Here is a 25,234-nt window from a genome sequence, read left to right on the forward strand (position 1 = left end):
GCGCATGGGAGCCCAGCACTCGTTCGCCGCGTCCGTCACCTGGCCCACCGCGGGCGTGGCGGAGGGCGACCCCGCCGGCGCGACGACCTCCTACGCGGCGTACACGCGCGACCACGACGTCACCGCGCCGGGGCACCCCGTGGTGCCCGGCAGCGCCGACCCCGCGTTCCGTGGCGACGGCGCGCGGTACAGCCCCGAGGAGCTGCTCGTGGCGAGCCTCGCGCAGTGCCACATGCTGTGGTTCCTGCACCTGGCCGCCGAGGCGCGCGTCGTGGTGCGCGGCTACACGGACGCGGCGACCGGCACCATGCGCGTCGAGTCGCGCGGCGAGGGCCAGTTCACCGACGTCACGCTGCACCCCCAGGTGGTCGTCGACGCGGCGTCGGACGTGACCGACGCGCGCCTCGCCGAGCTCCACCACCGGGCCCACGCCCTGTGCTTCGTCGCGCGCAGCGTGAACTTCCCGGTGCTGGTCGAGCCGATGCCGCTGCGCACCTCGACCACCGTCTGAGCAGGTCCGCGGCGCACGGGGATGTCGGCGCGCTGACCTAGTCTGGGGCCATGGCCGACCCCGCGACGTACCGCCCGCGACCGGGCGAGATCCCGACCTCGCCGGGCGTCTACCGGTTCCGCGACCCGCACGGCCGGGTCATCTACGTCGGCAAGGCGAAGAACCTGCGCCAGCGGCTGTCGAACTACTTCCAGGACGTCGCGAACCTGCACCATCGCACGCAGCAGATGGTGACCACCGCGTCGTCGGTCGAGTGGACCGTGGTCGGCACGGAGGTGGAGGCGCTCGCCCTGGAGTACTCCTGGATCAAGGAGTACGACCCGCGCTTCAACGTGAAGTACCGGGACGACAAGTCCTACCCGTACCTCGCGGTGACGATGGGCGACGAGATCCCTCGCGCGCAGGTGATGCGCGGCACGAAGCGCCCCGGCACCCGCTACTTCGGGCCCTACGGCCACGCGTGGGCGATCCGCGAGACGCTCGACCTGCTGCTGCGCGTCTTCCCGGTGCGCACCTGCTCGTCGGGGGTGTACCGGCGGGCGCAGCAGTCGGGGCGGCCGTGCCTGCTCGGGTACATCGACAAGTGCGCCGCGCCGTGCGTGGGGCGGATCTCGCCGGAGGACCACCGCGCGCTCGCGTCCGACCTGTGCGACTTCATGGCGGGGGACACGGGCAGGTTCGTGCGCCGTCTGGAACGCCAGATGTCCGAGGCGGCCGCCGCGATGGAGTACGAGCAGGCGGCGCGGCTGCGCGACGACCTGGCCGCGCTGCGCCGCGTCACGGAGAAGAACGCGGTCGTGCTGTCCGACGACACGGACGCGGACGTCTTCGCCCTCGTGGGCGACGAGCTCGAGGCCGCCGTCCAGGTGTTCCACGTCCGGGGTGGACGGATCCGCGGCCAGCGCGGCTGGGTCGTGGAGAAGGTGGAGGACGTCACCGACGCCGAGCTCGTCGAGCACCTCCTGCAGCAGGTCTACGGCGCCGTGGAGGACACGGCGGCCGCGGGCGACGTCCCGGCCGCCCAGGCGCGGGCCGCCGCCCGCGAGGCCGTGCCCCGCGAGGTCCTGGTCCCCGTCCTGCCTCCGGACCTGCCCGAGGTCACGGCGTGGCTCGGCGGCCTGCGCGGTTCCCAGGTCGCGGTACGCGTGCCGCAGCGCGGCGACAAGCGGGAGCTGGCCGAGACGGTGCGCAAGAACGCGGAGCAGGCGCTCGCGCTGCACCGCACCCGTCGGGCCGGCGACCTGACGACCCGCAGCCAGGCGCTCGCGGAGATCCAGGACGCGCTCGGTCTCGACGAGGCACCCCTGCGCATCGAGTGCTACGACGTTTCCCACACCCAGGGGACCTACCAGTCGGCGTCCATGGTGGTGTTCGAGGACGGGCTGCCCCGCAAGGGGGAGTACCGCACGTTCTCGGTGCGCGGGCCCGAGGGCGACGGGGCCGCCGACGACACCGCGGCGATGCACGAGGTCATCACCCGTCGGTTCCGTCGTTACCTCGCCGACCAGCACGCCCACCCGTCGATCTCCGGGGAGGTCCCGCCCGACGACGAGGGCACGGACGAGGGCGACTCCGCCGAGCCCGCCCGCCGACGGTTCGCGTACCCGCCGAACCTCGTCGTCGTGGACGGCGGGCCGCCGCAGGTGGCGGCGGCCGCTCGCGCCCTGGCCGAGCTCGGCGTGACCGACGTCGCGCTGTGCGGGCTCGCGAAGCGGCTGGAGGAGGTGTGGGTGCCCGAGGACGACCACCCCGTCATCCTGCAGCGGGCCTCCCAGGGCCTGTACCTGCTCCAGCGGGTCCGCGACGAGGCGCACCGGTTCGCGATCGCCCAGCACCGCCGTCGGCGCAGCAAGGGCATGACCACCTCGGTGCTGGACGGCGTGCCCGGCCTGGGCCCGGCCCGCCAGCAGGCGCTGCTCGCCCGCTTCGGCTCGGTCAAGCGCCTCCGGGCGGCGAGCGTCGACGAGATCGCCGAGGTCAAGGGCGTGGGGCGACGCACCGCCCAGGCCGTCGTCGACGCGCTCGCGACCGGAGCGGCGACCTGAGATCGATGGCGACCTTTGGCATGCTGGGACCATGAGCGAACCGTCGCCCATCACCGTCCCCGCCGGCATCCCCGCGATCGAGGCGGCCACCCCCGCCCCCGACCGCTCCGACCCCGAGGTGCTCATCATCACCGGCATGTCCGGGGCCGGTCGGTCCCGTGCGGCCGGGGTGCTGGAGGACCTCGACTGGTTCGTCGTCGACAACCTGCCCCCGCTGATGATCGTCCCGCTCGTGGACCTCATGACCCGCGCGGGCTCGTCCGTGGAGCGGCTCGCCGTGGTCGTGGACGTCCGCGGCCGGGAGTACTTCTCCGAGCTGGCCGTGGCGCTGGACCACCTCCAGGCCGGGGGGATGTCGTACCGCATCCTGTTCCTCGACGCGAGCGACGAGGTGCTCGTGCGCCGGTTCGAGAGCGTCCGCCGGCCGCACCCGCTGCAGGGCGACGGCCGCATCCTCGACGGCATCGGCATCGAACGTCGTGTCCTGGCCTCGATCGCGGAGCGGGCGGACGTCGTCATCGACACGTCCGACCTGTCCGTGCACGACCTCGCCAAGGAGGTGCGCGACGTGGTCGCCGGGGGGTCCCCGGACGCGCTGCGGGTCAACGTGCTGGCGTTCGGCTTCAAGTACGGCATCCCGCTCGACGCCGACCACGTGGCCGACGTCCGGTTCCTCGCGAACCCGTACTGGATCAGCGAGCTGCGCCACCTCACGGGACGCGACGAGGCCGTGCGGCGGTACGTGCTGGACCGTCCCGGCGCCCTCGAGTTCGTCGACCGCTACGTCGCCGCCCTGGAGCCGGTCCTGGCGGGCTATCTCGCCGAGGAGAAGCGCTACGTGACGATCGCCGTCGGGTGCACCGGCGGCAAGCACCGGTCGGTGGCGATCGCGGGCGAGATCGCCGACCGGCTGCGCGCGGGCGGCCAGCAGGTGACCCTCACGGCGCGCGACCTCGGGAAGGAATGACACTGAGCACCGACGACGGCACGGCCGCACGCGTCCGTGCCCCGCACCTCGGCGGGCCCTCCGTGGTCGCCCTCGGGGGCGGGCACGGGCTGTCGGCCTCCCTGAGCGCGCTGCGCCTCATCTCGGAGCGGATCTCCGCCGTCGTGACGGTCGCCGACGACGGCGGCTCCTCCGGGCGGCTGCGCGACGAGCTCGACGTGCTGCCCCCGGGTGACCTGCGGATGGCGCTGGCGGCGCTGTGCGACGACTCCGAGTGGGGCCGGACCTGGAGCGACCTGCTCCAGCACCGGTTCACGTCCTCGGGGGACCTGGACGGGCACGCGATGGGCAACCTGCTCATCGTCTCGCTGTGGGAGCGGCTCGGCGACACCGTGCAGGGCCTCGACTGGGTCGGTCGGCTGCTCGGTGCGCGGGGCCGGGTGCTGCCGATGGCGTCCGTGCCGCTGGTCGTCGAGGCGGACGTCGCGCACGACGACGGCGGCCGCGAGACGGTGGTCGGCCAGAGCCGGGTGGCGGTCACCGACGGGCGGATCGAGCAGCTGCGGCTCGTGCCCGCCGACCCGCCGGCGTGCCCGGAGGCGGTCCGTGCCGTCCTCGACGCGGACTGGGTGGTCATGGGGCCGGGGTCCTGGTACTCGTCGGTGCTCGTGCACCTGCTGGTGCCGGGCCTCGCCGCGGCGCTGGAGGCGACCCCGGCCCGGCGGTGCGTGACCCTCAACCTCAGCGCGGAGCGCGGCGAGACGCACGGCCTGACCCACGCGGAGCACCTCGAGGCGCTGGGCAAGCACGCGCCGGGTCTGCGGGTGGACGTGGTCCTGGCGGACCCGTCGGGCGTCGACGACCCGGAGGTCCTGGCGGAGGCGGCGGCGGCGCTGGGCGCGCGCCTGGTGCTGCGGCCGGTGCGCCACCGCGACGGGTCGGCCCGCCACGACCCGTTGCTGCTGGCAGCGGCGTTCCGGGACGTGTTCGAGGGCACGTCGGAGCAGCCGCTCTGACGGCTGTCGGTCGTCCCCGCGCGTGGCAGGATGACCGCATGGCTCTCACGGCAGAGGTGAAGGACGAGCTCGCGCGCTACACGGTGACCCGGACGTCGTGCCGCAAGGCCGAGGTCTCGGCGATGCTGCGGTTCTCGGGCGGGTTGCACATCATCTCGGGACGGGTCGTGATCGAGGCCGAGCTCGACTCGGAGGCGGCGGCCGCCCGGCTGCGCAAGGCGATCGCGGACCTGTACGGGCATGCGAGCGAGCTGATCGTGGTGCGTGCGGGCGGGCTGCGCAAGAACGACCGCTACGTGGTCCGGGTGGTGCGCGAGGGGGAGTCCCTGGCGCGCCAGACGGGGCTGCTCGACGCGCGGGGCCGCCCGGTGCGCGGGCTGGCACCCGAGGTGGTCTCCGGCGGCGTCGACGAGGCGGAGGCGGTGTGGCGCGGGGCCTTCCTCGCCCACGGGTCGCTGACCGAGCCGGGGCGCTCGATGGCCCTGGAGGTCACGTGCCCGGGCCCGGAGGCGGCGCTCGCGCTCGTGGGTGCGGCGCGCCGGCTGGGCGTCCAGGCCAAGTCGCGTGAGGTGCGGGGCGTGGACCGGGTCGTGGTCCGTGACGGCGACGCGATCAGCGCGCTGCTCAAGCGCGTGGGCGCGGTGACGACCCGGGAGGCGTGGGAGGAGCGGCGTGCGCGCCGCGAGGTCCGCGGCACGGCGAACCGGCTGGCGAACTTCGACGACGCGAACCTGCGGCGCTCGGCGCGTGCCGCGGTGGCGGCCGGCGCGCGCGTGGAGCGCGCGTTCGAGATCCTCGCCGACGAGGTGCCGGAGCACCTGCGCCAGGCGGGTGAGCTGCGTCTGGCGCACAAGCAGGCGTCCCTGGAGGAGCTCGGGCAGCTGGCGGACCCGCCGCTGTCGAAGGACGCGGTGGCGGGTCGCATCCGGCGTCTGCTGTCGACCGCGGACAAGCGGGCGATGGAGCTCGGGATCCCCGACACCGAGGCCGGCCTCAGCCCGGACCTGCTGGACCTCTGAGCCCTGGTGGGCGGCCCACCTGTCTCACCGGCGGCCAAGGTCTGCGACCGGCAACGCGAGGGTATAGGCTCGGGGGCGTCAGGTGACGACGGTGACCCCTGGACGTGAGGTCCCGGAAGGCATCGTCACGGCATTCCAGGGGACACCGCGAGCATCAGCGCGCCGAGTGCGCGCATGAGATTGGCATCTACCGTGTGCGCCGGGCAAGATCCGGCGCGCCCTGAGGAGGGCTATCGTGACCATTCGCGTCGGTATCAACGGCTTCGGCCGCATCGGACGTAACTTCTACCGGGCTCTGGTCGAGTCCGGTGCGGACATCGAGGTCGTGGGCGTCAACGACCTGACGGACAACAAGACGCTCGCGCACCTGCTCAAGTACGACACCGTGCTGGGCCGGCTGGGCAAGACGGTCGAGTTCGACGACGACAACATCATCGTCGACGGCCACAAGATCCGTGCGCTCGCCGAGCGCGACCCGGCCAACCTCCCCTGGGGCGAGCTGGGTGCCGACATCGTCATCGAGTCGACCGGCTTCTTCACGGACGCGACCAAGGCGAAGGCGCACATCGACGCCGGTGCCAAGAAGGTCATCATCTCCGCTCCGGCGAAGAACGAGGACGCGACGTTCGTCATGGGCGTGAACAACGACCTGTACGACCCGGCCGCGCACCACATCATCTCGAACGCCTCGTGCACCACGAACTGCCTCGCCCCGCTGGCGAAGGCGCTCAACGACGCGATCGGCATCGAGCGTGGTCTGATGACGACCATCCACGCGTACACCGGTGACCAGAACATCCAGGACGGTCCGCACAAGGACCTGCGTCGTGCCCGTGCGGCTGCGCAGAACATCGTGCCGACCTCGACCGGCGCCGCCAAGGCCGTCGCGCTCGTGCTCCCGGAGCTCAAGGGCAAGCTCGACGGCTTCGCCATGCGCGTGCCCGTCATCACCGGCTCGGCCACCGACCTCACCTTCGAGGCGCCGAAGGACGTGACGGTCGAGGAGGTCAACGCCGCGGTCAAGGCCGCCGCCGAGGGCCCGCTCAAGGGCGTGCTGGAGTACGTCGAGGACGACATCGTCTCGACGGACATCGTCACCAACCCGCACCAGAGCATCTTCGACGCGAAGCTCACCAAGGTCATCGGCAACCAGGTCAAGGTCGTGTCCTGGTACGACAACGAGTGGGGCTACTCCAACTCGCTCGTCGCGCTGACGGTCTTCGTCGGCGAGAAGCTCTGACGACCAGCTCCGCCCCAGCGTGACCACGACGTCCGCGGGTGCGCGGTCCCGCCCGTCCCCGCGACGAGCGGGCACCGCGCCCCGCGGACGTCGTCGTGTCACGACCCTTGCGTCCTACCCGAACGACCTGCACGAGGTGAGCTCATGAAGACGATCGACTCCCTCGGGGACCTGCGCGGCAAGCGCGTCCTCGTCCGCTCCGACTTCAACGTGCCGCTGGACGGCACCACCATCACCGACGACGGCCGCATCCGCGCCGCCCTCCCGACGCTCACCCGTCTGGTCGAGGCCGGCGCCCGCGTCGTCGTCACCGCGCACCTGGGCCGCCCCAAGGGCACCCCGGACCCGCGCTACTCCCTGGCCCCGGTCGCGGCCCGCCTCGGCGAGCTCCTCGGCCAGGACGTCGCGCTGGCCGAGGACCTGGTCGGCGCGTCCGCGCAGTCCACCGTCGCCGGCCTGGCCGACGGTCAGGTCGCGCTGCTGGAGAACGTGCGCTTCGACGCCCGCGAGACCTCGAAGGTCGACGCCGAGCGCGAGGAGCTCGCCGGCGAGCTCGCGCGGCTCGCCGACGCGTTCGTCTCCGACGGCTTCGGCGTCGTGCACCGCAAGCAGGCGTCCGTCTACGACGTCGCCCAGGTGCTCCCGGCGGCCGCGGGCGACCTGGTGCTCAAGGAGGTCGAGTCGCTCTCGCGCGCCACGACCGACCCCGAGCGGCCCTACGCCGTCGTGCTCGGCGGGTCGAAGGTCTCGGACAAGCTGGGCGTCATCGCGAACCTGCTCACCAAGGCGGACCGCCTCCTCATCGGCGGTGGCATGGTCTTCACGTTCCTCGCGGCGCAGGGCCACTCGGTGGGCTCCTCGCTGCTCGAGGAGGACCAGATCGACACCGTCCGCGGCTACCTGGAGCAGGCCGAGGCCAACGGCGTGGAGATCGTCCTGCCGACGGACATCGTCGCGGCGGACGCGTTCGCGGCCGACGCCCCGCACACCACGGTGGCGGCCGACGCGATCCCCGACGGCAAGATGGGCCTCGACATCGGCCCGGACGCCGGCGCGCTCTTCGCGGCGAAGCTGGCGGACGCCCGCACCATCGCCTGGAACGGCCCGATGGGCGTCTTCGAGTTCGAGGCGTTCGCCGGCGGCACCCGCGCCGTGGCGCAGGGCATCGTCGACGCGACCGCGAACGGCGCCTTCTCCATCGTGGGCGGCGGCGACTCCGCGGCCGCGGTGCGCCGTCTCGGCTTCGACGAGGCCGGCTTCAGCCACATCTCCACCGGTGGCGGGGCGAGCCTGGAGCTGCTGGAGGGCAAGGAGCTCCCCGGCCTCACCGTCCTGGCCTGAGGCCCGGCGGACCGCACCCGACGACCGACCACCACGACACGAAGGACACGAACTGTGGCCACGAACCGCACGCCGCTGATGGCGGGCAACTGGAAGATGAACCTGGACCACGCCGAGGCGATCGCCGCGGTCCAGAAGCTGGCGTGGACGCTCAAGGACGCGTCGCACGACTACTCCGCGGTGGAGGTGGCGGTGCTCGCGCCGTTCACCGACCTGCGCTCGGTGCAGACCCTGGTCGACGCCGACAAGCTCGAGGTCCGCTACGGCGCGCAGGACGTCTCGCAGCACGAGTCGGGCGCGTACACCGGTGAGGTGTCGGGCTCGATGCTCAAGCGTCTCGGCTGCACCTACGTGGCCGTCGGGCACTCCGAGCGCCGCGAGTACCACCACGAGGACGACGCGCTGGTCAACGCCAAGGTGAAGGCGGCGTTCGGCAAGGGGATCGTCCCGATCCTGTGCGTGGGCGAGGGCCTGGACGTCCGCAAGGCGGGCGACCAGGTGGCGTACTCCCTGGCCCAGGTCGACGCGGCGCTCGAGGGCGTCCCGGCCGAGCAGGCCAAGGACGTCGTCATCGCCTACGAGCCCGTCTGGGCGATCGGCACCGGCGAGGTCGCGACCCCGCAGGACGCGCAGGAGGTGTGCGGTGCGATCCGCGCCCGCCTGGCCGAGCTGTACGACGCCCAGCTCGCCGCGGGCGTGCGCGTCCTGTACGGCGGTTCGGTGAAGTCCGGCAACGTCGCGCAGATCATGGCCGAGCCGGACGTCGACGGCGCGCTCGTCGGCGGTGCCAGCCTCGACCCGGAGGAGTTCGCGAAGATCGCGCGTTTCCAGTCGCACGTCGGCTGACGAGAACGACCGGGGAGCGCTGCTCCCCACCGGCCCCCTGTGGTGTCCCTTCGTCCTGAGATGAGGGGTTCGCCACAGGGGGTCCTCTTCACCTAGTCTTGACCCCGCCGGGCAATCCCGGCACCGACAGCCCGCCGTCAGGCGACCAAGATTCGAGGACACATGTTCGCCGCGTTGATCATCCTCCTGAAGGTCCTGCTGGTCCTGACCAGCTCCTTCCTCATCCTGCTCATCCTCATGCATAAGGGCAAGGGCGGAGGCCTGTCCGACATGTTCGGCGGGGGGATCTCCAGCGCGGCGGGCAGCTCGGGCGTCGCCGAGCGCAACCTCAACCGGATCACCATCGGCATCGCCCTGGTCTGGACGGTGGTCATCGTCCTGCTGGGTCTCGCCACCAAGGTGGGCTGACAGCACCATCCGGATCCGCGCCCGGCCGTCGAGCGTCGGCGGCCCCGGCTGCGGTTCGTCCGTGGGAGAGCTCCCACTTGATCGAAGGTGAGGACGACACGTGGTATCTGCCGGACATGCCATCCGTGGCTCCCGCGTCGGCGCGGGTCCGATGGGGGAGCAGGAGCGCGGTGAAGCGGCTCCCCGCAGGACGGTCTCGTACTGGTGCCTGAACGGGCACGAGATCAGGCCGAGCTTCGCGATGCTCGACGAGGTCGACCCGCCGGAGCAGTGGGACTGCCCGCGGTGCGGGTTCCCCGCCGGGCAGGACCGGGCGAACCCGCCGGCGCCGATCCGCAACGAGCCGTACAAGACGCACCTCGCGTACGTGAAGGAGCGACGCTCCGAGGAGGACGGTGCCGCTCTGCTGGAGGAGGCGCTGGCCACCCTGCGGGCGCGCCGGCAGGGTCGCGTGCCGAGCCGCGTGTGACGACGACGAAGGGGGCGGGCCGGGAGGATTCTCCCGGCCCGCCCCCTTCGTCGTGCGTCCCAGCGGTCCGTCCGTCGGTCCGGACGGACCGGTGTGGTCAGCGGTGCTCGGACGCTGCGGCGGCGTCGAGCAGCCACAGGGTGCGGCGGTGCCCGATCGCCCGGACCGCGGGCACGTGCGTGACGGGCCCGCCGGACAGCGCGGCGGCGGCCTGCGCGGCCTTCTCCGCGCCGGCCGCGACGACCCACACCTCCTGGGCGGCGCCGATCGCCGCGAAGGTGAGGGTGACACGCTCCGGCGGGGGCTTGGGGGAGCCGTGCACGCCGGCGGTGAACCCCGGCGCCTCGAGGGCGGCGTGGTGCGGGAACAGGGACGCCACGTGGCCGTCGGGCCCCATGCCGAGCAGGAGGACGTCGAAGTCGGGGACGTGCTCACCCCGGGGAGCGTGCTCGGCGAGGGTGCGGGCGTAGGCCGCGGCGGCCTCCTCGGGCGTGCTCGCCTCGCCAGGGCCGTCACCACGCGCCGGCATCGCGTGGACGTGCTGGGCGGGCAGGCCGTGCTCCGCGACGAGGAGGTCGAGCAGCGCGTCCCGGGCCTGGGTCTCGTTGCGGTCCGGGTCGCCGGCGGGCAGGAACCGCTCGTCGCCCCACCACAGGTGGACGCCGGACCAGTCGACCGCGCCGCGCAGCGGGCTCGCCGCGATCTCCGCGAGGGTGCGGATGCCGACGGTGCCGCCCGTGAGCACGACGTGCACCGGGGAGTGCACCGACTGCGCGTCCAGCAGCCGGGTCAGCAGGCGCGCGGCGGTCGCCCGGGCGAGCGTCGCGGCGTCGGGGTGGACGACGACCAGGCGGGTGCTCACGAGCCCGCCTCGACGGTCTCGACGCGCGCGAGGCCGCGCTGCAGCACCTGCCCGTAGACCTCGTCGGGGTCGAGTCGCCGCAGCTCCTCGATGAGCGCCTCGGACAGCGCCCGGATGGGCAGCGCCATGTGGCGGTCGGGCTTGCCGGGCTGGCTGATGGTCACGATCCGTCCGTCGGGGCGGTCGAGCACGATCGGTCCGTCCTTGCGCTCCAGCACGACCCGCGTGATGGCGTCCGAGCCGCCGGTGCGCACCACCGTGGCGGGGCACTTCAGCTTGAGCCCGAGCCACGCGGCGAGCAGGTCGAGGGACGTGTGGTCCGTCTGACCCTCGACGCGCGCGGAGGTCACGGCCGCGTAGGGCGGCTGGTCGAGCGCCGCGGCGATGAGCCCGCGCCACAGGGTGACGCGGGCCCAGGCGAGGTCCGTGTCACCGCTGTCGAACGACTCCGCGAGCCGGGCGAGCATCGCGACCGGCTCGTCGGAGGTGGTGGTGTCGGTGATGCGTCGCTGCGCCATCGCGCCGAGGGGGGCCGCGGCCGGGTCGACGGGACCGTCCGCCGGCCACCACACGACGATCGGGGCGTCGGGCAGCAGCAGCGGCATGACGAGCGTGTCGGGGTGGGCGAGCAGCGGCTCGGTGCAGCGCAGCACGACGACCTCGGACGCGCCCGCGTCGCCGCCGACGCGGATCTGGGCGTCCACGCGCCCGGTCGTCCCGACGCCGTCGAGCGGCGCGACGACGACCACGCGGCAGGGATGCTCGTGGCTGGCCTCGTTGGCGGCGTCGACGGCCCCCTCGACGTCCGCCTCGGCCGCGACGACCACGAGGGTGAGGACGCGGCCGAGGGCCACGGCACCGCCCTCGTCGCGGAGGTGGTCGAGGCGCTTGCTGACCTTGTTGGTCGTGGTGTCCGGCATGTCGATGATCATGGGAGTGCTCCTTCGTGCCGGCGGGTCAGGGTCGGCGCCAGGTGCGGCCGTCGCGGGCCATCATGGCGTCGGCGGACGGCGGGCCCCACGAGCCCGAGGGGTACGGCTCGGGGCGGCCCTTGCCGGCCCAGTGCTCGATCACCGGGTCGAGGATCTTCCAGGAGAGCTCGACCTCCTCGCGGGTGGGGAACAGCGGCGGGTCGCCGAGCAGCACGTCGAGGATGAGGCGCTCGTAGGCCTCGGGGGAGGACTCGGTGAACGAGTGCCCGTACCCGAAGTCCATGGTGACGTCGCGGACCTCCATGGCGGTGCCCGGCACCTTGGCGCCGAACCGCAGGGTGACGCCCTCGTCCGGCTGGACGCGGATGACGAGCGCGTTGCTGCCCAGGTCCGAGGTCAGGGACGACTCGAAGGGCAGGTGCGGCGCCTTCTTGAAGACGACCGCGACCTCGGTGACGCGGCGGCCCAGCCGCTTGCCGCTGCGCAGGTAGAACGGCACGCCCGCCCAGCGCCGGTTGTCGATGTCGAGGCGCACCGCCGCGTACGTCTCCGTCGTGGAGTCGGGGTTGAAGCCCTCCTCCTCGAGGAAGCCGACGACCTGCTCGCCGCCCTGCCACGCCGCGGCGTACTGCCCGCGCGCGGTGTGCCGCGACAGGTCGCGGGGGAGCCGGACGGACGACAGCACCTTGATCTTCTCGGCGCGCAGCGCGGCCGCGTCGAAGTTCACCGGCTCCTCCATCGCGACCAGCGCGAGGAGCTGCAGCAGGTGGTTCTGGATGACGTCGCGGGCGGCGCCCACGCCGTCGTAGTAGCTGGCGCGACCGCCGATGCCGATGTCCTCGGCCATCGTGATCTGGACGTGGTCCACGTAGCCGCTGTTCCACAGCGGCTCGAACATCTGGTTCGCGAAGCGCAGCGCCAGGATGTTCTGGACGGTCTCCTTGCCCAGGTAGTGGTCGATGCGGAACACCGACTCGGGGTCGAACACCTTGCTCACGACGCCGTCGAGCTCCTGGGCGGACGCCAGGTCGTGGCCGAACGGCTTCTCGATGACGACGCGCCGCCAGGCGTCCGGCTCGGAGCGGGACAGGCCCGAGCTGGACAGCTGCTCGCAGACCAGCGGGAACGCGCTGGGCGGCACCGACAGGTAGAAGGCGTGGTTGCCGCCCGTGCCGCGTTCCGCGTCGAGGTTCTCGACGGTGCGGCGCAGCTCCTCGAACGCCTCGGGGTCGTCGAAGCTGCCCTGCACGAACCGGATGCCCTCGGCGAGCTGCTGCCACGTCTCCTCGCGGAACGGCGTGCGCGCGTGCTCCTTGACGGCGTCGTGCACGACCTGCGCGAAGTCCTCGTCCGCCCAGTCGCGCCGGGCGAACCCGGTGAGCGCGAAGCCCGGCGGGAGCAGGCCCCGGTTGGCGAGGTCGTAGACCGCCGGCATCAGCTTCTTGCGCGACAGGTCGCCGGTGACCCCGAAGATGACCAGGCCGCAGGGGCCGGCGATCCTCGGGAGGCGAAGGTCGAGCGGGTCGCGCAGCGGGTTGTGCTCGGCGGTGATCTTGGCCGGTCTCACGGGTGCCCGTCTCCTCGGTTCTTCGGCGTGTGCGGGTGGGACGTCAGGCGCCGGCGGCGTCGAGGCCGGCCTTGGTCGTGGTGAGGAGCTCGTCCCAGCTGACCTCGAACTTGGTGACGCCCTCGTCCTCGAGCCGCGTCGTGACCTCCGCGATCGAGACGCCCTGCGCCTCCACGGCGGCGAGCGTGGCGGTCGCCTCGTCGGCGCGGCCCGTGACGGTGTCACCGGTGATCTCGCCGTGGTCGGCCACGGCGTCGAGCGTGCCCTGCGGCATGGTGTTGACCACGCCCGGGGCGACGAGCTCCGTGACGTACAGGGTGTCCGGGTAGTCGGGGTTCTTGACCCCGGTCGAGGCCCACAGCGGTCGCTGGGGGTGGGCGCCTGCGGCGGCGAGGGCCTGCCAGCGCTCGGAGGCGAAGACCTCGCCCGCGGCGGCGTAGGCGAGGCGGGCGTTCGCGATCGCCGCGGTGCCGCGCAGGGCGAGCGCCTCCGGGGTGCCGACGTCGTCCAGCGCCGCGTCGACCGCGGCGTCGACCCGGGACACGAAGAACGACGCGACCGAGCCGATCGGGGCGAGGTCGTGCCCGTTCTCCCGCGCCTGCTCCAGGCCCGCGAGGAACGCGTCCATGACGGCGCGGTACCGCTCGATGGAGAAGATGAGGGTGACGTTGACGCTGATCCCCTGGGCGAGGACCGCCGTGATCGCGGGCAGCCCCTCGACCGTGGCGGGGATCTTGATCATGACGTTCGGCCGGTCGACGGTGGCCCAGAGCCGCTGCGCGGTGGCCACGGTCGCGGCGGTGTCGCGCGCCAGTCGCGGGTCGACCTCGATCGAGACCCGGCCGTCCACGGTGCCGGTCGCGTCGTAGACGGGGCGCAGGACGTCGGCGGCCTGCCGGACGTCGTCGGTGGTGATGCGCTCGACGGCGTCCTCGACGTCGGTGCCGGAGAGCTCGGCCAGGGCGTCGTCGTAGGCGTCGCCGCCGGCGAGCGCGCCCGCGAAGATGGTGGGGTTCGTCGTCACGCCGACGACGCCGCGGGTGGCGACGAGCTCGGCGAGGTTGCCGGAGCGCAGGCGCTCGCGCGACAGGTCGTCGAGCCACACGGAGACCCCTGCTCGGGTCAGGTCCTCGACGGGTCCGGGGACGGTGGGCTGCGTCATCAGTGGTCCTCTCGTCGTACCTGTCCCGGCGGGGAGGCCGGCGCGGGGCCGGCCGGGGAGATCCCGAGGTGGGGCGCCGGGACGGGCCCCACCTCGGAATCTACGGCGCGTCAGGCGAGGTCGCCCGCGCCACCCTCGGTCGGGGCGGACGGACCGCCCGGGGTGTCGCCGCCGCGCGCGGCGGCGATCGACTCGCGCGCCGCGGCCGCGACGGCCTCGGCGGTGATGCCGAACTCGCGGTAGAGCGTCTGGTAGTCGGCCGACGCGCCGTAGTGCTCCAGCGAGACGGTCCGACCGGCGTCGCCGACGATGTCGCGCCAGCCCTGGGCGATGCCGGCCTCCACCGAGACACGGGCCTTCACCGACGGCGGCAGCACGGACTCGCGGTACGCGGCGTCCTGCTTGTCGAACCACTCACGGCTCGGCAGCGACACGACGCGGGCGGCGATGCCGTCCGCGGCGAGGAGGTCGCGCGCCTCGACGGCGAGCTGCACCTCGGAGCCGGTGCCGACCAGGACGACGTCGGGGGTGCCGTCCGTGTCGAGCAGCGTGTAACCGCCCTTGAGGGTGCCCTCGGCGCCGGCGTAGCCCTCGGTGCCGCGCGGGAACGTCGGGACGTTCTGGCGGGTGAGGATGATGCCGGCCGGGTTCGAGGTGTTCTCGATGATCCCGCGCCAGGCCCACGCGGTCTCGTTGGCGTCGGCGGGACGCACGACGTCGAGGCCGGGGATGGCGCGCAGCGCGGCCAGGTGCTCGACCGGCTGGTGGGTCGGGCCGTCCTCGCCGAGACCGATCGAGTCGTGCGTCCACACGAACGTCGTCGGGATCTCCATGAGCGCGGCCAGGCGGACCGAGGCGCGCATGTAGTCCGAGAACTGCAGGAACGTGCCGCCGTAGGGGCGCGTCAGGCCGTGCAGCACGATGCCGTTGAGGATCGAGCCCATGGCGTGCTCCCGGATCCCGAAGTGCAGGGTGCGGCCGTAGGGGTTGCCCGGGAACTTCTTCGTGGCGTGCTCGACCGGGATGAACGACTCGGCGCCGTCCATCGTGGTGTTGTTCGAGCCCGCGAGGTCGGCGGACCCGCCCCACAGCTCCGGCAGGACGTCCGCCAGGGCCGAGAGGACCTTGCCGGAGGCGGCGCGCGTCGCGACGCCCTTGGCGGAGGCCTCGAACTCGGGCAGGGCGTCGGCCCAGTCCTCGGGCAGCTCACGGGCCGTGAGGCGCTCCAGGAGCGCCGCGCCCGCGGGGGAGGCCGTGCGCCACGCGTCGAACGCGGTGTCCCACGCCTCGCGCTGCGCGGACTGGTGCTGCGCGACGGCGCGCGTGTGGGCGAGGACCTCGTCGTCGATGGCGAAGGTCGCCTGCGGGTCGAGGCCGAGCGCGGTCTTGAGGCCCGCGACCTCGTCGGCGCCCATCGCGGAGCCGTGGATGCCACCGGTGTTCTGCTTGGTGGGCGACGGCCAGCCGATGATGGTCCGCAGCGCGATGATCGACGGCTTGCCCGTCTCGGCGCGGGCCGCGTCCAGCGCGGCCGCGAGACCCTCGACGTCCTCGGCGTAGCCGGTGCCGCCGCCGGTCCAGTCGACGCGCTGGGTGTGCCAGCCGTACGCCGCGTACCGGGCCAGCACGTCCTCGGTGAACGCGATCTCGGTGTCGTCCTCGATCGAGATCTTGTTGTCGTCCCAGATCACGACGAGGTTGCCGAGCTGCTGCGTGCCGGCGAGCGACGACGCCTCGGAGGTGACGCCCTCCTGGAGGTCGCCGTCGGAGGCGATGACGTACACGTGGTGGTCGAACGGCGACGTGCCGGGCGCGGCGTCGGGGTCGAGCAGGCCCCGCTCGCGGCGCGACGCGTAGGCCATGCCCACCGCGCTGGCCAGGCCCTGGCCGAGCGGGCCGGTGGTGATCTCCACGCCCCGGGTGTGGCGGAACTCGGGGTGACCGGGGGTCTGCGAGCCCCACGTGCGCAGCGCGGCGATGTCGTCCATCTCCATGCCGTAGCCCGCCAGGAAGAGCTGCAGGTACAGCGTCAGGGACGAGTGGCCCGCCGACAGCACGAACCGGTCGCGGCCCACCCAGTGCGGGTCCGCCGGGTCGTGCCGCATCGTCTTCTGGAACAGCAGGTACGCCGCGGGGGCGAGCGAGATGGCGGTTCCGGGGTGACCGTTGCCGACCTTCTCGACGGCGTCGGCGGCCAGCGCCTTGATGGAGCTGACCGCGCGCGTGTCGAGGTCGGTCCACTCGAGGGGCGTCAGTTCGGGGTCGAACGCGTTCACGAATGCCTCTTTCCTGGCCCGAGGCGTCGCCCCGGGATGCTTGCTGTGCCGGTGCCGGGCGTGACGGTCCCGCCCGGCGGCGAGACACGTGCCGGGCGCACCGGACAGTTGCGGCGCGCTCGACGGCGCCAGTGCCCTGCGGTGTGCGACCTCCACACTAGCGTCGAGCGTTGCGCGGCGCGTTCACCATGGCAGAACGTCCCACGATGTGAGCGCCATCACCGGGTGGCGGCTGACATTTCTCACAGGGCGGACCGGCGGTCGCGGCAGGTGCAGGGTGCGCCGACGTCGTAGCATGGTCCCGCCCCAGTCCGCCCCCGTGATCGGAAGCCAGCACGCGCGTGAGCACATCCCGCAGCACGACGCCCACCCCGTCGACGCCGACCCGCGCCGCCGTGCACCGCCCCGACCCCACGGCCCGCAGCGGCTGGCGCGACCGCGTCGGCGCGTACGTGGCGCTGACCAAGCCCCGCATCATCGAGCTCCTGCTGGTCACCACGGTGCCCACGATGATCCTCGCGGAGAACGGCCTGCCGGACCTGTGGCTGGTGGTCAAGACGCTGATCGGCGGGGCGCTCGCGGCCGGCTCGGCCAACGCCTTCAACTGCTACCTCGACCGCGACATCGACTCGGTCATGAACCGCACCAAGCGCCGCCCGCTGGTGACCGGCGAGATCCGCTCGCGCGACGCCCTGATCTTCGCCACGGCCCTGGGCGTGGTCTCGCTCGTGTGGTTCGCCTGGCTGGTCAACGTCCCGGCCGCGTGGCTGACGTTCGCGGCCATCGCGATCTACGTCGTCGGCTACACGATGATCCTCAAGCGCCGCACGCCGCAGAACATCGTCTGGGGCGGCATCGCGGGCTGCATGCCGGTGTTCATCGGCTGGGCCGCCGTCACCGAGACCCTCAGCTGGGCGGCGCTGGCCCTGTTCGGCGTGATCTTCTTCTGGACGCCGCCGCACTACTGGCCGCTGTCGGTGAAGTTCAAGAAGGACTACGCCACCGCCGGCGTCCCCATGCTCCCCGTCGTCGCGTCCGACCGGCGCGTCGCCACCGAGATGGTGGGACACACCGTCGCGATGGTGGCCTGCTCGCTCGCCCTGGTGCCGCTGGCCGACATGTCGTGGGCGTACACGGTCGTCGCCGCGGGTCTGGGCGGCTGGTTCCTCTGGCTGACCCTCGCCATGCTGCGCAAGGCGCAGGGCCGCTCCTCGCGCGGTCCCGGCGCGATGAAGGTCTTCCACGCCTCCATCACGTACCTCACGCTGCTGTTCGTCGCCGTCGCCGTCGACGTCTTCCTGCCGTTCTGAGCCGCGTGCCGGCGCGCCCGACGGCACGCCGGACCGGCCCTGCGGCGGTGCGCACCGCCCGGCGGGGCATGATGGCCCGGTGAGCACCACCACCGGGAGACCGACCGCGCTGGACGCGGCGCTGGGCGACTACCTCGCCCACCTGCGGGTCGAACGGGGCCTCTCGGCGAACACCACCGCGGCCTACCGGCGCGACCTCGCCCGCTATAGCGCCTATCTCGCGTCGTGCGGCCGCGCGGACCTCGCGGCGGTCACCCCCGGGGACGTCGGCGACTACGTCAGCGTGCTGCGCGAGGGGTCCGACGGCGGGCGCGCGCTGTCCGCGGCGTCGGCCGCCCGGGCGCTCGCCGCGGTGCGCGGCCTCCACCGGTTCGCCCAGGCCGAGGGTCTCACCACCGACGACCCGTCGGCCCAGGTCACCGCGCCCAGCCAGCACCGCCGGCTCCCGCACGCCCTCAGCGTCGACGCCGTCGCCCGGTTGCTCGAGGCGGCCTCCACCGGTGACACCCCGACCGCGCTGCGCGACCGTGCGCTGCTGGAGCTGCTGTACTCCACGGGCGGCCGCATCAGCGAGGTCGTCGGGCTCGACGTCGACGACGTCACGCACGAGGACGCCGTCGTGAGGCTGCTCGGCAAGGGGAGCAAGGAGCGGGTCGTGCCCGTCGGCTCGTACGCGCGCGAGGCGGTGGACTCCTACCGGGTGCGCGCCCGACCCGTCCTGGTCTCCGCCGGTGCCGCGGCCGGGCGCGCCACGCCCGCGCTGTTCCTCAACTCCCGCGGGGCGCGGCTGTCCCGCCAGAGCGCGTGGGCCGTGCTGCAGCGCAGCGCCGAGCGTGCCGGCCTGGCCGAGCACGTCTCGCCGCACACGCTGCGGCACTCGTTCGCCACCCACCTGCTGTCGGGCGGCGCCGACGTGCGCGTCGTCCAGGAGCTGCTCGGCCACGCGTCGGTGACGACCACGCAGATCTACACGATGGTCACCCCCGACGCGCTGCGCGAGGTCTACGCCGCGGCGCACCCGCGTGCCCTGTGACGCCGCCGCGACGAAGGGGCGGCGCGCCGGGGGAGCACGGCGTCCCCGCCGGGGCCCGGTGTTAGCGTGACGGACGTGAGCGACGACCCGGGGGGAGCGACACGATGACGCAACCGGCGACTGCCGACACGCTGCCCGGGATCCCCGGGCACGAGGCGACCGAGGACCGACCCGCGACGGACGTCGTGGGACGCACCCTGCCGCACTACCCGGAACCGCCGGCGCGCAGCAGCCACGGCCCGGCCCGGATCGTGGCGATGTGCAACCAGAAGGGTGGCGTCGGCAAGACGACCACCACCATCAACCTGGGTGCCGCGCTCGCCGAGTACGGGCGGCGCGTGCTCCTGGTCGACTTCGACCCGCAGGGCGCCGCGTCCGTGGGCGTCGGCGTGAGCCCGCACGAGCTCGACCTCAGCGTCTACAACCTCGTCATGGAGCGGGGGGTCGACGTCGCGGACGTCGTGCGCCCCACCGCCATCGAGAACCTCGACGTCGTGCCGGCGAACATCGACCTGTCGGCGGCGGAGGTGCAGCTCGTCGGGGAGGTGGCCCGCGAGTCCGTGCTGTCCCGGGCCCTGCGGCCCGTGCAGGACGACTACGACGTCATCCTCGTCGACTGCCAGCCGTCGCTCGGCCTGCTGACCGTCAACGCGCTGACCGCGGCGCACGGCGTGCTCATCCCGCTGGAGTGCGAGTTCTTCGCGCTGCGCGGCGTGGCGCTGCTCGTGGAGACCATCGACAAGGTGCGCGACCGCCTCAACCCCGACCTCGAGGTGGACGGCATCCTGCCCACCATGTACGACTCGCGCACCCTGCACTCTCGCGAGGTCGTGGCGCGCGTCCACGAGGCGTTCGGTGACACGCTGCTGCACACCGTCATCGGGCGCACCGTGAAGTTCCCCGACGCCTCCGTCGCGGCCGAGCCCATCACCGCGTACGCGCCCACCCACGCCGGCGCCGCCGCGTACCGCCACCTGGCCCGTGAGCTCGTGGGTCGTGGCCGCATCGCCTGACGCGCCCGGCGGGCCCGCGGGACCGGACGCCCCGTCCGCCCCCGCCGCCCGCGCGGGCGCGTTCCAGGTCCACCTGGACAACTTCGACGGCCCGTTCGACCTGCTGCTGTCCCTCATCACGGCCCGTCGCCTCGACGTCACCGAGCTGGCGCTGGCGGAGGTCACCGACGACTTCGTCGCGCACATCCGCGCGTCCGAGGCGGCCGCGTCGGCGGCCGCCGACCGGGGCGAGGAGCACCCGTCGTGGGACCTGGGCACCGCGAGCGAGTTCCTCGTCGTGGCCGCCACCCTGCTCGACCTCAAGGCGGCCCGCCTCCTGCCGGGCCTGGTCGAGGAGGACGCGGACGACCTGGAGCTCCTGGAGGCCCGCGACCTGCTGTTCGCCCGCCTGCTCCAGTACCGGGCGTACAAGGAGGTCTCGGCGATCTTCGCCGAGCGGCTCGCCACCGAGGGGCGACGCGTCCCGCGCGGCGTGACCCTGGAGCCGCACCTCGCGGCGATGCTGCCGGACCTCGTCTGGACGCTCGACGGCGACCGCCTCGCGGCGCTCGCCGCCCGGGCCCTGGAGCCCAAGGCCCCGCCCGTCGTCGGGCTCGCCCACCTGCACGCCCCCGCCGTCAGCGTCCGCGAGCAGGCCGAGATCGTCGTGGCGCACCTGCGCCGCGAGCGCGTCGCCACGTTCCGGACGCTCACCGCGGGGGAGGAGAAGCTGGTCGTCGTGGCCCGGTTCCTCGCCCTGCTGGAGCTGTTCCGGGCCGGGCAGGTCGCGTTCGAGCAGGTCACCGCGCTCGGCGAGCTCACCGTGCGCTGGACCGGCGACACCGGCGACGCGCCGCCCGATGGCGGGGAGTACGACCGGTTCGAGGAGTTCGAGGGCGCCGTGGAGGGAGCCGCATGAGCCAGGACACCGCCACCGAGGCGCTCACGGGAGGCGCGGCCGGCACGGGCGCGGCACCCGACGCCACCGACTCGTCGACCGACCCGTCGACCGGCCGCGCCGCCGCCGGGTCGGCGACCAGCGCGCCCGACGTCGACGTCGACGACCTCCCCGGCGGCCTGGCCGCCGCCCTGGAGGCGATCCTCATGGTCGCCGAGCACCCCGTGCCCGTGCCGCGCCTCGCCGCCGCCGTGCAGCGACCCGCCCCCGTCGTCGCGGCCCTGCTCGCCGACCTCGCCGCCGAGTACCGCGGCGACACCGGGGGCCGCCCCCGCGGGTTCGAGCTCCGCGAGGGAGCCGAGGGCTGGCGGATCTACTCCCGTCCCGCGCTCGCGGACGTCGTGGGACGGTTCGTGCTGGACGGCCAGTCGTCGCGGCTCAGCCAGGCGGCGCTGGAGACGCTCGCCGTCATCGCCTACCGTCAACCGGTCACGCGCGGACAGGTGTCCGCGGTGCGCGGCGTCAACGTCGACGGGGTGGTGCGCACGCTGCTGGCCCGGGGGCTGGTGGCCGAGACCGGCCAGGACCCGACGTCGGGCGCGTCCCTGTTCGGCACGACGGGGGAGTTCCTCGACCGCATGGGCTGGACGTCCCTCGCCGAGCTCCCCGCCCTGGCCCCGCACCTGCCCGGTGTGGAGGGCGTCGGCGAGCTGGACGGTCTCGGCCTCGACTGACCGCGCTGAGGCGAGGATCACGGTCCCCGCGGCGCCGTCGTGGCCCGTACGGCGCCGATCCGTTGCTCATCCGGTGCCCGCTCCTGCGACAATGGACCCCATGCCCACGACACGCCGCGGCGGGAGCCGCCGCCCCCAGCGCCAGCAGAAGCCCGTCACCCCGCCCGTCGACGTCCACGACCCCGACGGCATCCGGTTGCAGAAGGTGCTCGCCCAGGCCGGTCTCGGGTCCCGCCGCGCCTGCGAGGACCTCATCGCGAGCGGCCGCGTCGAGGTCGACGGCCAGATCGTCACCGAGCTCGGCGTCCGCGTCGACCCGGCCAAGGCCGTGGTGCACGTCGACGGCATGCGCGTCCAGCTCGACCCCACCAAGATCACCCTGGCCGTGAACAAGCCCATCGGCATGGTCTCGACCATGAGCGACCCCGACGGCCGGCCCACCCTGGCGGACCTCGTCGCGGACCGCTCCGAGCGGCTGTTCCACGTCGGTCGCCTCGACGCGGACTCCGAGGGCCTGCTGCTGCTCACCAACGACGGCGAGCTCGGCAACCGCCTCGCGCACCCCAGCTACGAGATCGCCAAGACCTACCGCGTGCAGGTCGAGGGCCCCGAGTTCTACCCGCGGGTCGCCAAGCAGCTCACCGACGGCGTCGAGCTCGAGGACGGCGTGGCGCGCATGGACTCGGTCCGCGTCGTCGACGCGGTGCCCGGCCGCGCCATGCTGGAGGTCGTCCTGCACTCGGGTCGCAACCGTGTGGTGCGCCGCATGCTGGAGGAGGTCGGCTACCCGGTGACGCGCCTCGTGCGCACCCGGATCGGCCCGATCGCCCTGGGCGACCTCAAGGTCGGCCGCACCCGCGTGCTGGGTCGCACGGAGCTCGGCACGCTGATGCGCGCCGTCGACCTCTGACCCCGACCGTCCCCTTCACCGCCGAAGTCCCCGCCCCGGAGCGTCCCGGGGCGCCGAGCAGAATGCGAGCACCAGTGGTCACCATCGCCGTCGACGGCCCCTCCGGGTCCGGCAAGTCCAGCGTCTCCCGGGCGGTCGCCACCCGGCTCGGCCTGGCCTACCTCGACACCGGGGCCATGTACCGGGCCGCGACCCTGTGGTGCGTGCGCTCGGGCGTGCCGCTGGAGGACGCCGGCGCGGTGGCCGCCGCGGTCGTGGCGATGCCGCTGGAGATGGGCGTCGACCCGTCGGCCCCGACGGTCGTGCTCGCCGGCGACGACGTCGCCGAGGCGATCCGCACCACCGACGTCTCGTCCGTCGTGTCGCAGGTCGCGACCAACCTCGACGTGCGCGCCGAGCTGCGCCGCCGTCAGCGGGCCGTTATCGAGACCGAGGCCGTGGGCGGGTTCTCCGGCGGGCGGGGCGTCGTGGCCGAGGGCCGCGACATCACCACCGTCGTCGCGCCCGACGCCGACGCCCGGGTGCTGCTCACCGCCAGCGAGGAGGCGCGGCTGCGCCGCCGCTCCCTGGAGGTGCACGGCGCGGCCGACGCCGACGCCGTCGAGGCGACCAAGGACCAGGTGCTGCGCCGCGACCGCGACGACGCCACGGTCAGCCAGTTCCTCGTGGCCGCCGACGGCGTCGCGACGGTCGACTCGAGCGACCTCGACTTCGACCAGACCGTCGAGGCGGTCCTGGCGGTCGTCGAGCACGTCACCGCCTGACACCACCGGACACCCGCCCGGCCGGGCGTGACGCGACTCTCGTCACGCCCGGCCCCGCCATGTCGTGCCCTCGTCCGCGCACCTGGGACAATGGTCACCATGACCACCCCCGCCGACGGCCCCGACCTCACGCCTGCCGACGCCCCCGACGACGCCGCGCCCGCCGTGACGTACGCCGACGACGAGGCCCGCGAGCGGGCGCTGCGCGCCGGCCTGGAGGACTTCGACCTCGACGAGGCCGACCGCGCCCTCCTCGACGCCGACTGGGACGACCTCGACGCCGAGCCGGCGCCCCTGGCGCTGCCCGTCCTCGCCGTCGTCGGTCGGCCGAACGTCGGCAAGTCGACGCTCGTCAACCGCATCCTCGGCCGCCGCGAGGCCGTCGTCGAGGACACGCCGGGCGTGACGCGCGACCGGGTCAGCTACCCCGCGGAGTGGTCGGGCCGGGACTTCACGCTCGTCGACACCGGCGGCTGGGAGGTCGACGTCGCCGGCATCGACTCCAAGGTGGCCGAGCAGGCCGAGGTCGCGATCGCGCTCGCCGACGCCGTGGTGTTCGTCGTGGACGCCCAGGTCGGCGCCACCGCGAGCGACGAGCGCGTCGTGGAGCTGCTGCGCCGCGCCGGCAAGCCGGTCGTGCTGTGCGCCAACAAGGTGGACGGCCCCGCCGGCGAGGCGGACGCCGCGTTCTTGTGGTCCCTCGGCCTCGGCGAGCCCATGCCCGTGTCCGCCCTGCACGGGCGCGGCCTGGGCGACATGCTCGACGCCGTCCTCGACGTCCTGCCGGAGCACTCCGCCTACGGCGAGGTGCGTCCCGACGGTCCGCGGCGGGTCGCGCTGGTCGGCCGCCCGAACGTCGGCAAGTCGTCGCTGCTCAACAGGATCGCCGGGTCCGAGCGCGTCGTCGTCGACGAGCTCGCCGGCACCACCCGCGACCCCGTCGACGAGCTCGTCGAGATCAAGGGCATCCCGTACTGGTTCGTCGACACCGCGGGCATCCGCCGTCGCGTCCACCAGACGTCCGGCGCGGACTTCTACGCCTCCCTGCGCACGCAGGCCGCCATCGAGAAGGCGGAGGTCGCCGTCGTCCTCGTCGACGCGTCCGTGCCGCTCACCGAGCAGGACACCCGCGTCATCTCGCAGGTCGTGGATGCCGGGCGCGCGCTCGTCCTGGCGTACAACAAGTGGGACCTCATGGACGACGACCGCCGCCCCTACCTGGAGCGGGAGATCGAGCGGGACCTCGTGCAGATCACGTGGGCGCCGCGCGTCAACGTCTCCGCCCGCACCGGCTGGCACACCGACAAGCTGGTGCGCGCCCTGGAGACGTCGCTCGAGTCGTGGGACTACCGCATCCCGACCGGCCGCCTCAACGGGTTCCTCGGCGAGCTCGTGGCCGCCCACCCGCACCCGCTGCGCGGCGGCAAGCAGCCGCGCATCCTGTTCGCCACCCAGGCGTCCACGCGTCCGCCGCGGTTCGTCATCTTCGCCACGGGGTTCCTCGAGGCCGGCTACCGCCGGTTCATCGAGCGTCGCCTGCGCGAGGAGTTCGGCTTCGAGGGCACCCCGATCCAGGTCAGTGTCCGCGTGCGGGAGAAGCGCAAGCGCTGACCCCCGCCGTGCCGAGCAGGCGACGGGCGCCCGTCCGCTCAGCCGGACGGGCGCCTGTCGCCTTCTCGACGCCGGGGAGCACGCCAGGACTGTGACGTCCGTCTCGTCCCGTCCTTCGTGCTGAGGTGTAGTCTCGACCGCGAACGAGCAGATGCTCGCGTGCTCTGGGGTCGGTGAAACTCCGAACCGGCGGTGATAGTCCGCGACCCGGTCACCTCACGGTGACCGGTTGACCAGGTGGAACTCCTGGACCGACGGTCAAAGTCCGGATGGGAAGACGCACGCGACGGCCTCCGCCCGTCCACCGGCGTCGTGGTCCCGTCCGCGACCCCGGGTGCTGCT

At 73.5% G+C, this 25,234-nt stretch carries 23 protein-coding genes and 1 riboswitch; of the genes, 18 read left to right on the forward strand and 5 right to left on the reverse strand.

All coding sequences use genetic code 11. The annotated features are described in order from the left end of the window. Positions 1–4 precede the first annotated feature (4 nt). From ATJ88_RS08935 to ATJ88_RS08980, 10 genes are all read left to right on the forward strand, one after another. Positions 5–511, forward strand: coding sequence for an OsmC family protein (locus ATJ88_RS08935; RefSeq protein ID WP_098463527.1), 507 nt, complete (start codon positions 5–7; stop codon positions 509–511). 50 nt (positions 512–561) lie between these two features. Then, positions 562–2,556 (forward strand): excinuclease ABC subunit UvrC, encoded by a 1,995-nt coding sequence (gene uvrC, locus ATJ88_RS08940; protein WP_098463528.1) that lies wholly within the window; start codon positions 562–564, stop codon positions 2,554–2,556. Positions 2,557–2,587: 31 nt separating this feature from the next. Continuing rightward, the gene (gene rapZ, locus ATJ88_RS08945; protein WP_098463529.1) at positions 2,588–3,523 is read left to right on the forward strand and encodes an RNase adapter RapZ; all 936 of its coding nucleotides are present in this window, start codon (positions 2,588–2,590) and stop codon (positions 3,521–3,523) included. Next, positions 3,520–4,518 carry a gluconeogenesis factor YvcK family protein gene (locus ATJ88_RS08950; RefSeq protein ID WP_098463530.1) on the forward strand — a complete coding sequence of 333 codons (999 nt, stop codon included), beginning with the start codon at positions 3,520–3,522 and terminating at the stop codon, positions 4,516–4,518. Before rapZ ends, ATJ88_RS08950 begins: the two co-directional genes overlap by 4 nt. Positions 4,519–4,556: 38 nt before the next feature. After that, complete coding sequence (gene whiA, locus ATJ88_RS08955) at positions 4,557–5,537, forward strand: DNA-binding protein WhiA (RefSeq protein WP_098463531.1); 981 nt, start codon at positions 4,557–4,559, stop codon at positions 5,535–5,537. A 235-nt stretch (positions 5,538–5,772) separates the two neighbouring features. Further along, a complete protein-coding gene (gene gap / locus ATJ88_RS08960) occupies positions 5,773–6,777 on the forward strand; it encodes a type I glyceraldehyde-3-phosphate dehydrogenase (RefSeq protein ID WP_098463532.1) in 1,005 nt (334 codons plus the stop codon). 144 nt (positions 6,778–6,921) lie between these two features. Continuing rightward, positions 6,922–8,118, forward strand: coding sequence for a phosphoglycerate kinase (locus ATJ88_RS08965; RefSeq protein ID WP_098463533.1), 1,197 nt, complete (start codon positions 6,922–6,924; stop codon positions 8,116–8,118). A gap of 78 nt (positions 8,119–8,196) precedes the next feature. After that, complete coding sequence (gene tpiA, locus ATJ88_RS08970) at positions 8,197–8,964, forward strand: triose-phosphate isomerase (RefSeq protein WP_211287565.1); 768 nt, start codon at positions 8,197–8,199, stop codon at positions 8,962–8,964. A gap of 162 nt (positions 8,965–9,126) precedes the next feature. Next, positions 9,127–9,372 carry a preprotein translocase subunit SecG gene (gene secG / locus ATJ88_RS08975; RefSeq protein WP_098463535.1) on the forward strand — a complete coding sequence of 82 codons (246 nt, stop codon included), beginning with the start codon at positions 9,127–9,129 and terminating at the stop codon, positions 9,370–9,372. Positions 9,373–9,472: 100 nt separating this feature from the next. Beyond that, the gene (locus tag ATJ88_RS08980; RefSeq protein ID WP_098463536.1) at positions 9,473–9,841 is read left to right on the forward strand and encodes an RNA polymerase-binding protein RbpA; all 369 of its coding nucleotides are present in this window, start codon (positions 9,473–9,475) and stop codon (positions 9,839–9,841) included. Positions 9,842–9,938: 97 nt separating this feature from the next. On the opposite strand, the gene pgl is transcribed toward ATJ88_RS08980, so the two are convergent. The 5 genes from pgl to tkt all read right to left on the reverse strand — a co-directional run bounded on the left by pgl (position 9,939) and on the right by tkt (position 16,640). Further along, complete coding sequence (gene pgl, locus ATJ88_RS08985) at positions 9,939–10,703, reverse strand: 6-phosphogluconolactonase (protein ID WP_098463537.1); 765 nt, start codon at positions 10,701–10,703, stop codon at positions 9,939–9,941. After that, positions 10,700–11,635, reverse strand: a complete 936-nt coding sequence (gene opcA / locus ATJ88_RS08990) for a glucose-6-phosphate dehydrogenase assembly protein OpcA (RefSeq protein WP_098463538.1) — start codon at positions 11,633–11,635, stop codon at positions 10,700–10,702. Before opcA ends, pgl begins: the two co-directional genes overlap by 4 nt. Positions 11,636–11,660: 25 nt before the next feature. Next, on the reverse strand, positions 11,661–13,202 hold the full coding sequence (gene zwf / locus ATJ88_RS08995; protein WP_098463539.1) for a glucose-6-phosphate dehydrogenase: 1,542 nt from the start codon (positions 13,200–13,202) through the stop codon (positions 11,661–11,663). A 43-nt stretch (positions 13,203–13,245) separates the two neighbouring features. After that, the gene (gene tal, locus ATJ88_RS18555) at positions 13,246–14,364 is read right to left on the reverse strand and encodes a transaldolase (protein WP_098463540.1); all 1,119 of its coding nucleotides are present in this window, start codon (positions 14,362–14,364) and stop codon (positions 13,246–13,248) included. A 110-nt stretch (positions 14,365–14,474) separates the two neighbouring features. Next, positions 14,475–16,640 carry a transketolase gene (gene tkt / locus ATJ88_RS09005; RefSeq protein ID WP_098463541.1) on the reverse strand — a complete coding sequence of 722 codons (2,166 nt, stop codon included), beginning with the start codon at positions 16,638–16,640 and terminating at the stop codon, positions 14,475–14,477. Positions 16,641–16,981: 341 nt separating this feature from the next. Between tkt and ATJ88_RS09010 the strand changes: the two genes are divergently transcribed. From ATJ88_RS09010 to der, 8 genes are all read left to right on the forward strand, one after another. Then, positions 16,982–17,950, forward strand: a complete 969-nt coding sequence (locus ATJ88_RS09010) for a heme o synthase (RefSeq protein WP_098463542.1) — start codon at positions 16,982–16,984, stop codon at positions 17,948–17,950. A gap of 79 nt (positions 17,951–18,029) precedes the next feature. Next, positions 18,030–18,983, forward strand: coding sequence for a site-specific tyrosine recombinase XerD (gene xerD / locus ATJ88_RS09015; protein ID WP_098463543.1), 954 nt, complete (start codon positions 18,030–18,032; stop codon positions 18,981–18,983). Between the two features lie 104 nt (positions 18,984–19,087). Continuing rightward, entirely contained in the window at positions 19,088–19,996 is a 909-nt protein-coding gene (locus ATJ88_RS09020) for a ParA family protein (RefSeq protein ID WP_098463544.1), read from the forward strand. After that, positions 19,980–20,894, forward strand: a complete 915-nt coding sequence (locus ATJ88_RS09025) for a segregation and condensation protein A (protein ID WP_211287487.1) — start codon at positions 19,980–19,982, stop codon at positions 20,892–20,894. The genes ATJ88_RS09020 and ATJ88_RS09025 overlap by 17 nt, the downstream gene beginning before the upstream one ends. Continuing rightward, positions 20,891–21,607 carry an SMC-Scp complex subunit ScpB gene (gene scpB, locus ATJ88_RS09030; protein WP_098463546.1) on the forward strand — a complete coding sequence of 239 codons (717 nt, stop codon included), beginning with the start codon at positions 20,891–20,893 and terminating at the stop codon, positions 21,605–21,607. The genes ATJ88_RS09025 and scpB overlap by 4 nt, the downstream gene beginning before the upstream one ends. Positions 21,608–21,707: 100 nt before the next feature. Next, on the forward strand, positions 21,708–22,517 hold the full coding sequence (locus ATJ88_RS09035) for a pseudouridine synthase (protein ID WP_098463547.1): 810 nt from the start codon (positions 21,708–21,710) through the stop codon (positions 22,515–22,517). Between the two features lie 62 nt (positions 22,518–22,579). Then, positions 22,580–23,281, forward strand: a complete 702-nt coding sequence (gene cmk / locus ATJ88_RS09040) for a (d)CMP kinase (RefSeq protein WP_098463548.1) — start codon at positions 22,580–22,582, stop codon at positions 23,279–23,281. 99 nt (positions 23,282–23,380) lie between these two features. Continuing rightward, entirely contained in the window at positions 23,381–24,892 is a 1,512-nt protein-coding gene (der, locus tag ATJ88_RS09045) for a ribosome biogenesis GTPase Der (RefSeq protein ID WP_098465230.1), read from the forward strand. A gap of 155 nt (positions 24,893–25,047) precedes the next feature. Then, positions 25,048–25,179: riboswitch (FMN riboswitch) on the forward strand. The last annotated feature ends 55 nt before the right edge of the window (positions 25,180–25,234 follow it).

The sequence above is a fragment of the Isoptericola jiangsuensis genome, assembly GCF_002563715.1.
In the GTDB taxonomy this organism is placed as follows: domain Bacteria; phylum Actinomycetota; class Actinomycetes; order Actinomycetales; family Cellulomonadaceae; genus Isoptericola; species Isoptericola jiangsuensis.

Bases quoted from the DNA above. Each gene is read 5' to 3' on its own strand.
- secG (WP_098463535.1), top strand. From the start codon at position 9,127: ATGTTCGCCGCGTTGATCATCCTCCTGAAGGTCCTGCTGGTCCTGACC.
- ATJ88_RS09020 (WP_098463544.1), top strand. From the start codon at position 19,088: ATGACGCAACCGGCGACTGCCGACACGCTGCCCGGGATCCCCGGGCAC.
- ATJ88_RS08965 (WP_098463533.1), top strand. From the start codon at position 6,922: ATGAAGACGATCGACTCCCTCGGGGACCTGCGCGGCAAGCGCGTCCTC.
- opcA (WP_098463538.1), bottom strand. From the start codon at position 11,635: ATGATCATCGACATGCCGGACACCACGACCAACAAGGTCAGCAAGCGC.
- cmk (WP_098463548.1), top strand. From the start codon at position 22,580: ATGCGAGCACCAGTGGTCACCATCGCCGTCGACGGCCCCTCCGGGTCC.
- ATJ88_RS08935 (WP_098463527.1), top strand. From the start codon at position 5: ATGGGAGCCCAGCACTCGTTCGCCGCGTCCGTCACCTGGCCCACCGCG.
- whiA (WP_098463531.1), top strand. From the start codon at position 4,557: ATGGCTCTCACGGCAGAGGTGAAGGACGAGCTCGCGCGCTACACGGTG.
- uvrC (WP_098463528.1), top strand. From the start codon at position 562: ATGGCCGACCCCGCGACGTACCGCCCGCGACCGGGCGAGATCCCGACC.
- tpiA (WP_211287565.1), top strand. From the start codon at position 8,197: ATGGCGGGCAACTGGAAGATGAACCTGGACCACGCCGAGGCGATCGCC.
- tal (WP_098463540.1), bottom strand. From the start codon at position 14,364: ATGACGCAGCCCACCGTCCCCGGACCCGTCGAGGACCTGACCCGAGCA.
- ATJ88_RS08950 (WP_098463530.1), top strand. From the start codon at position 3,520: ATGACACTGAGCACCGACGACGGCACGGCCGCACGCGTCCGTGCCCCG.
- rapZ (WP_098463529.1), top strand. From the start codon at position 2,588: ATGAGCGAACCGTCGCCCATCACCGTCCCCGCCGGCATCCCCGCGATC.
- ATJ88_RS09035 (WP_098463547.1), top strand. From the start codon at position 21,708: ATGCCCACGACACGCCGCGGCGGGAGCCGCCGCCCCCAGCGCCAGCAG.
- der (WP_098465230.1), top strand. From the start codon at position 23,381: ATGACCACCCCCGCCGACGGCCCCGACCTCACGCCTGCCGACGCCCCC.
- scpB (WP_098463546.1), top strand. From the start codon at position 20,891: ATGAGCCAGGACACCGCCACCGAGGCGCTCACGGGAGGCGCGGCCGGC.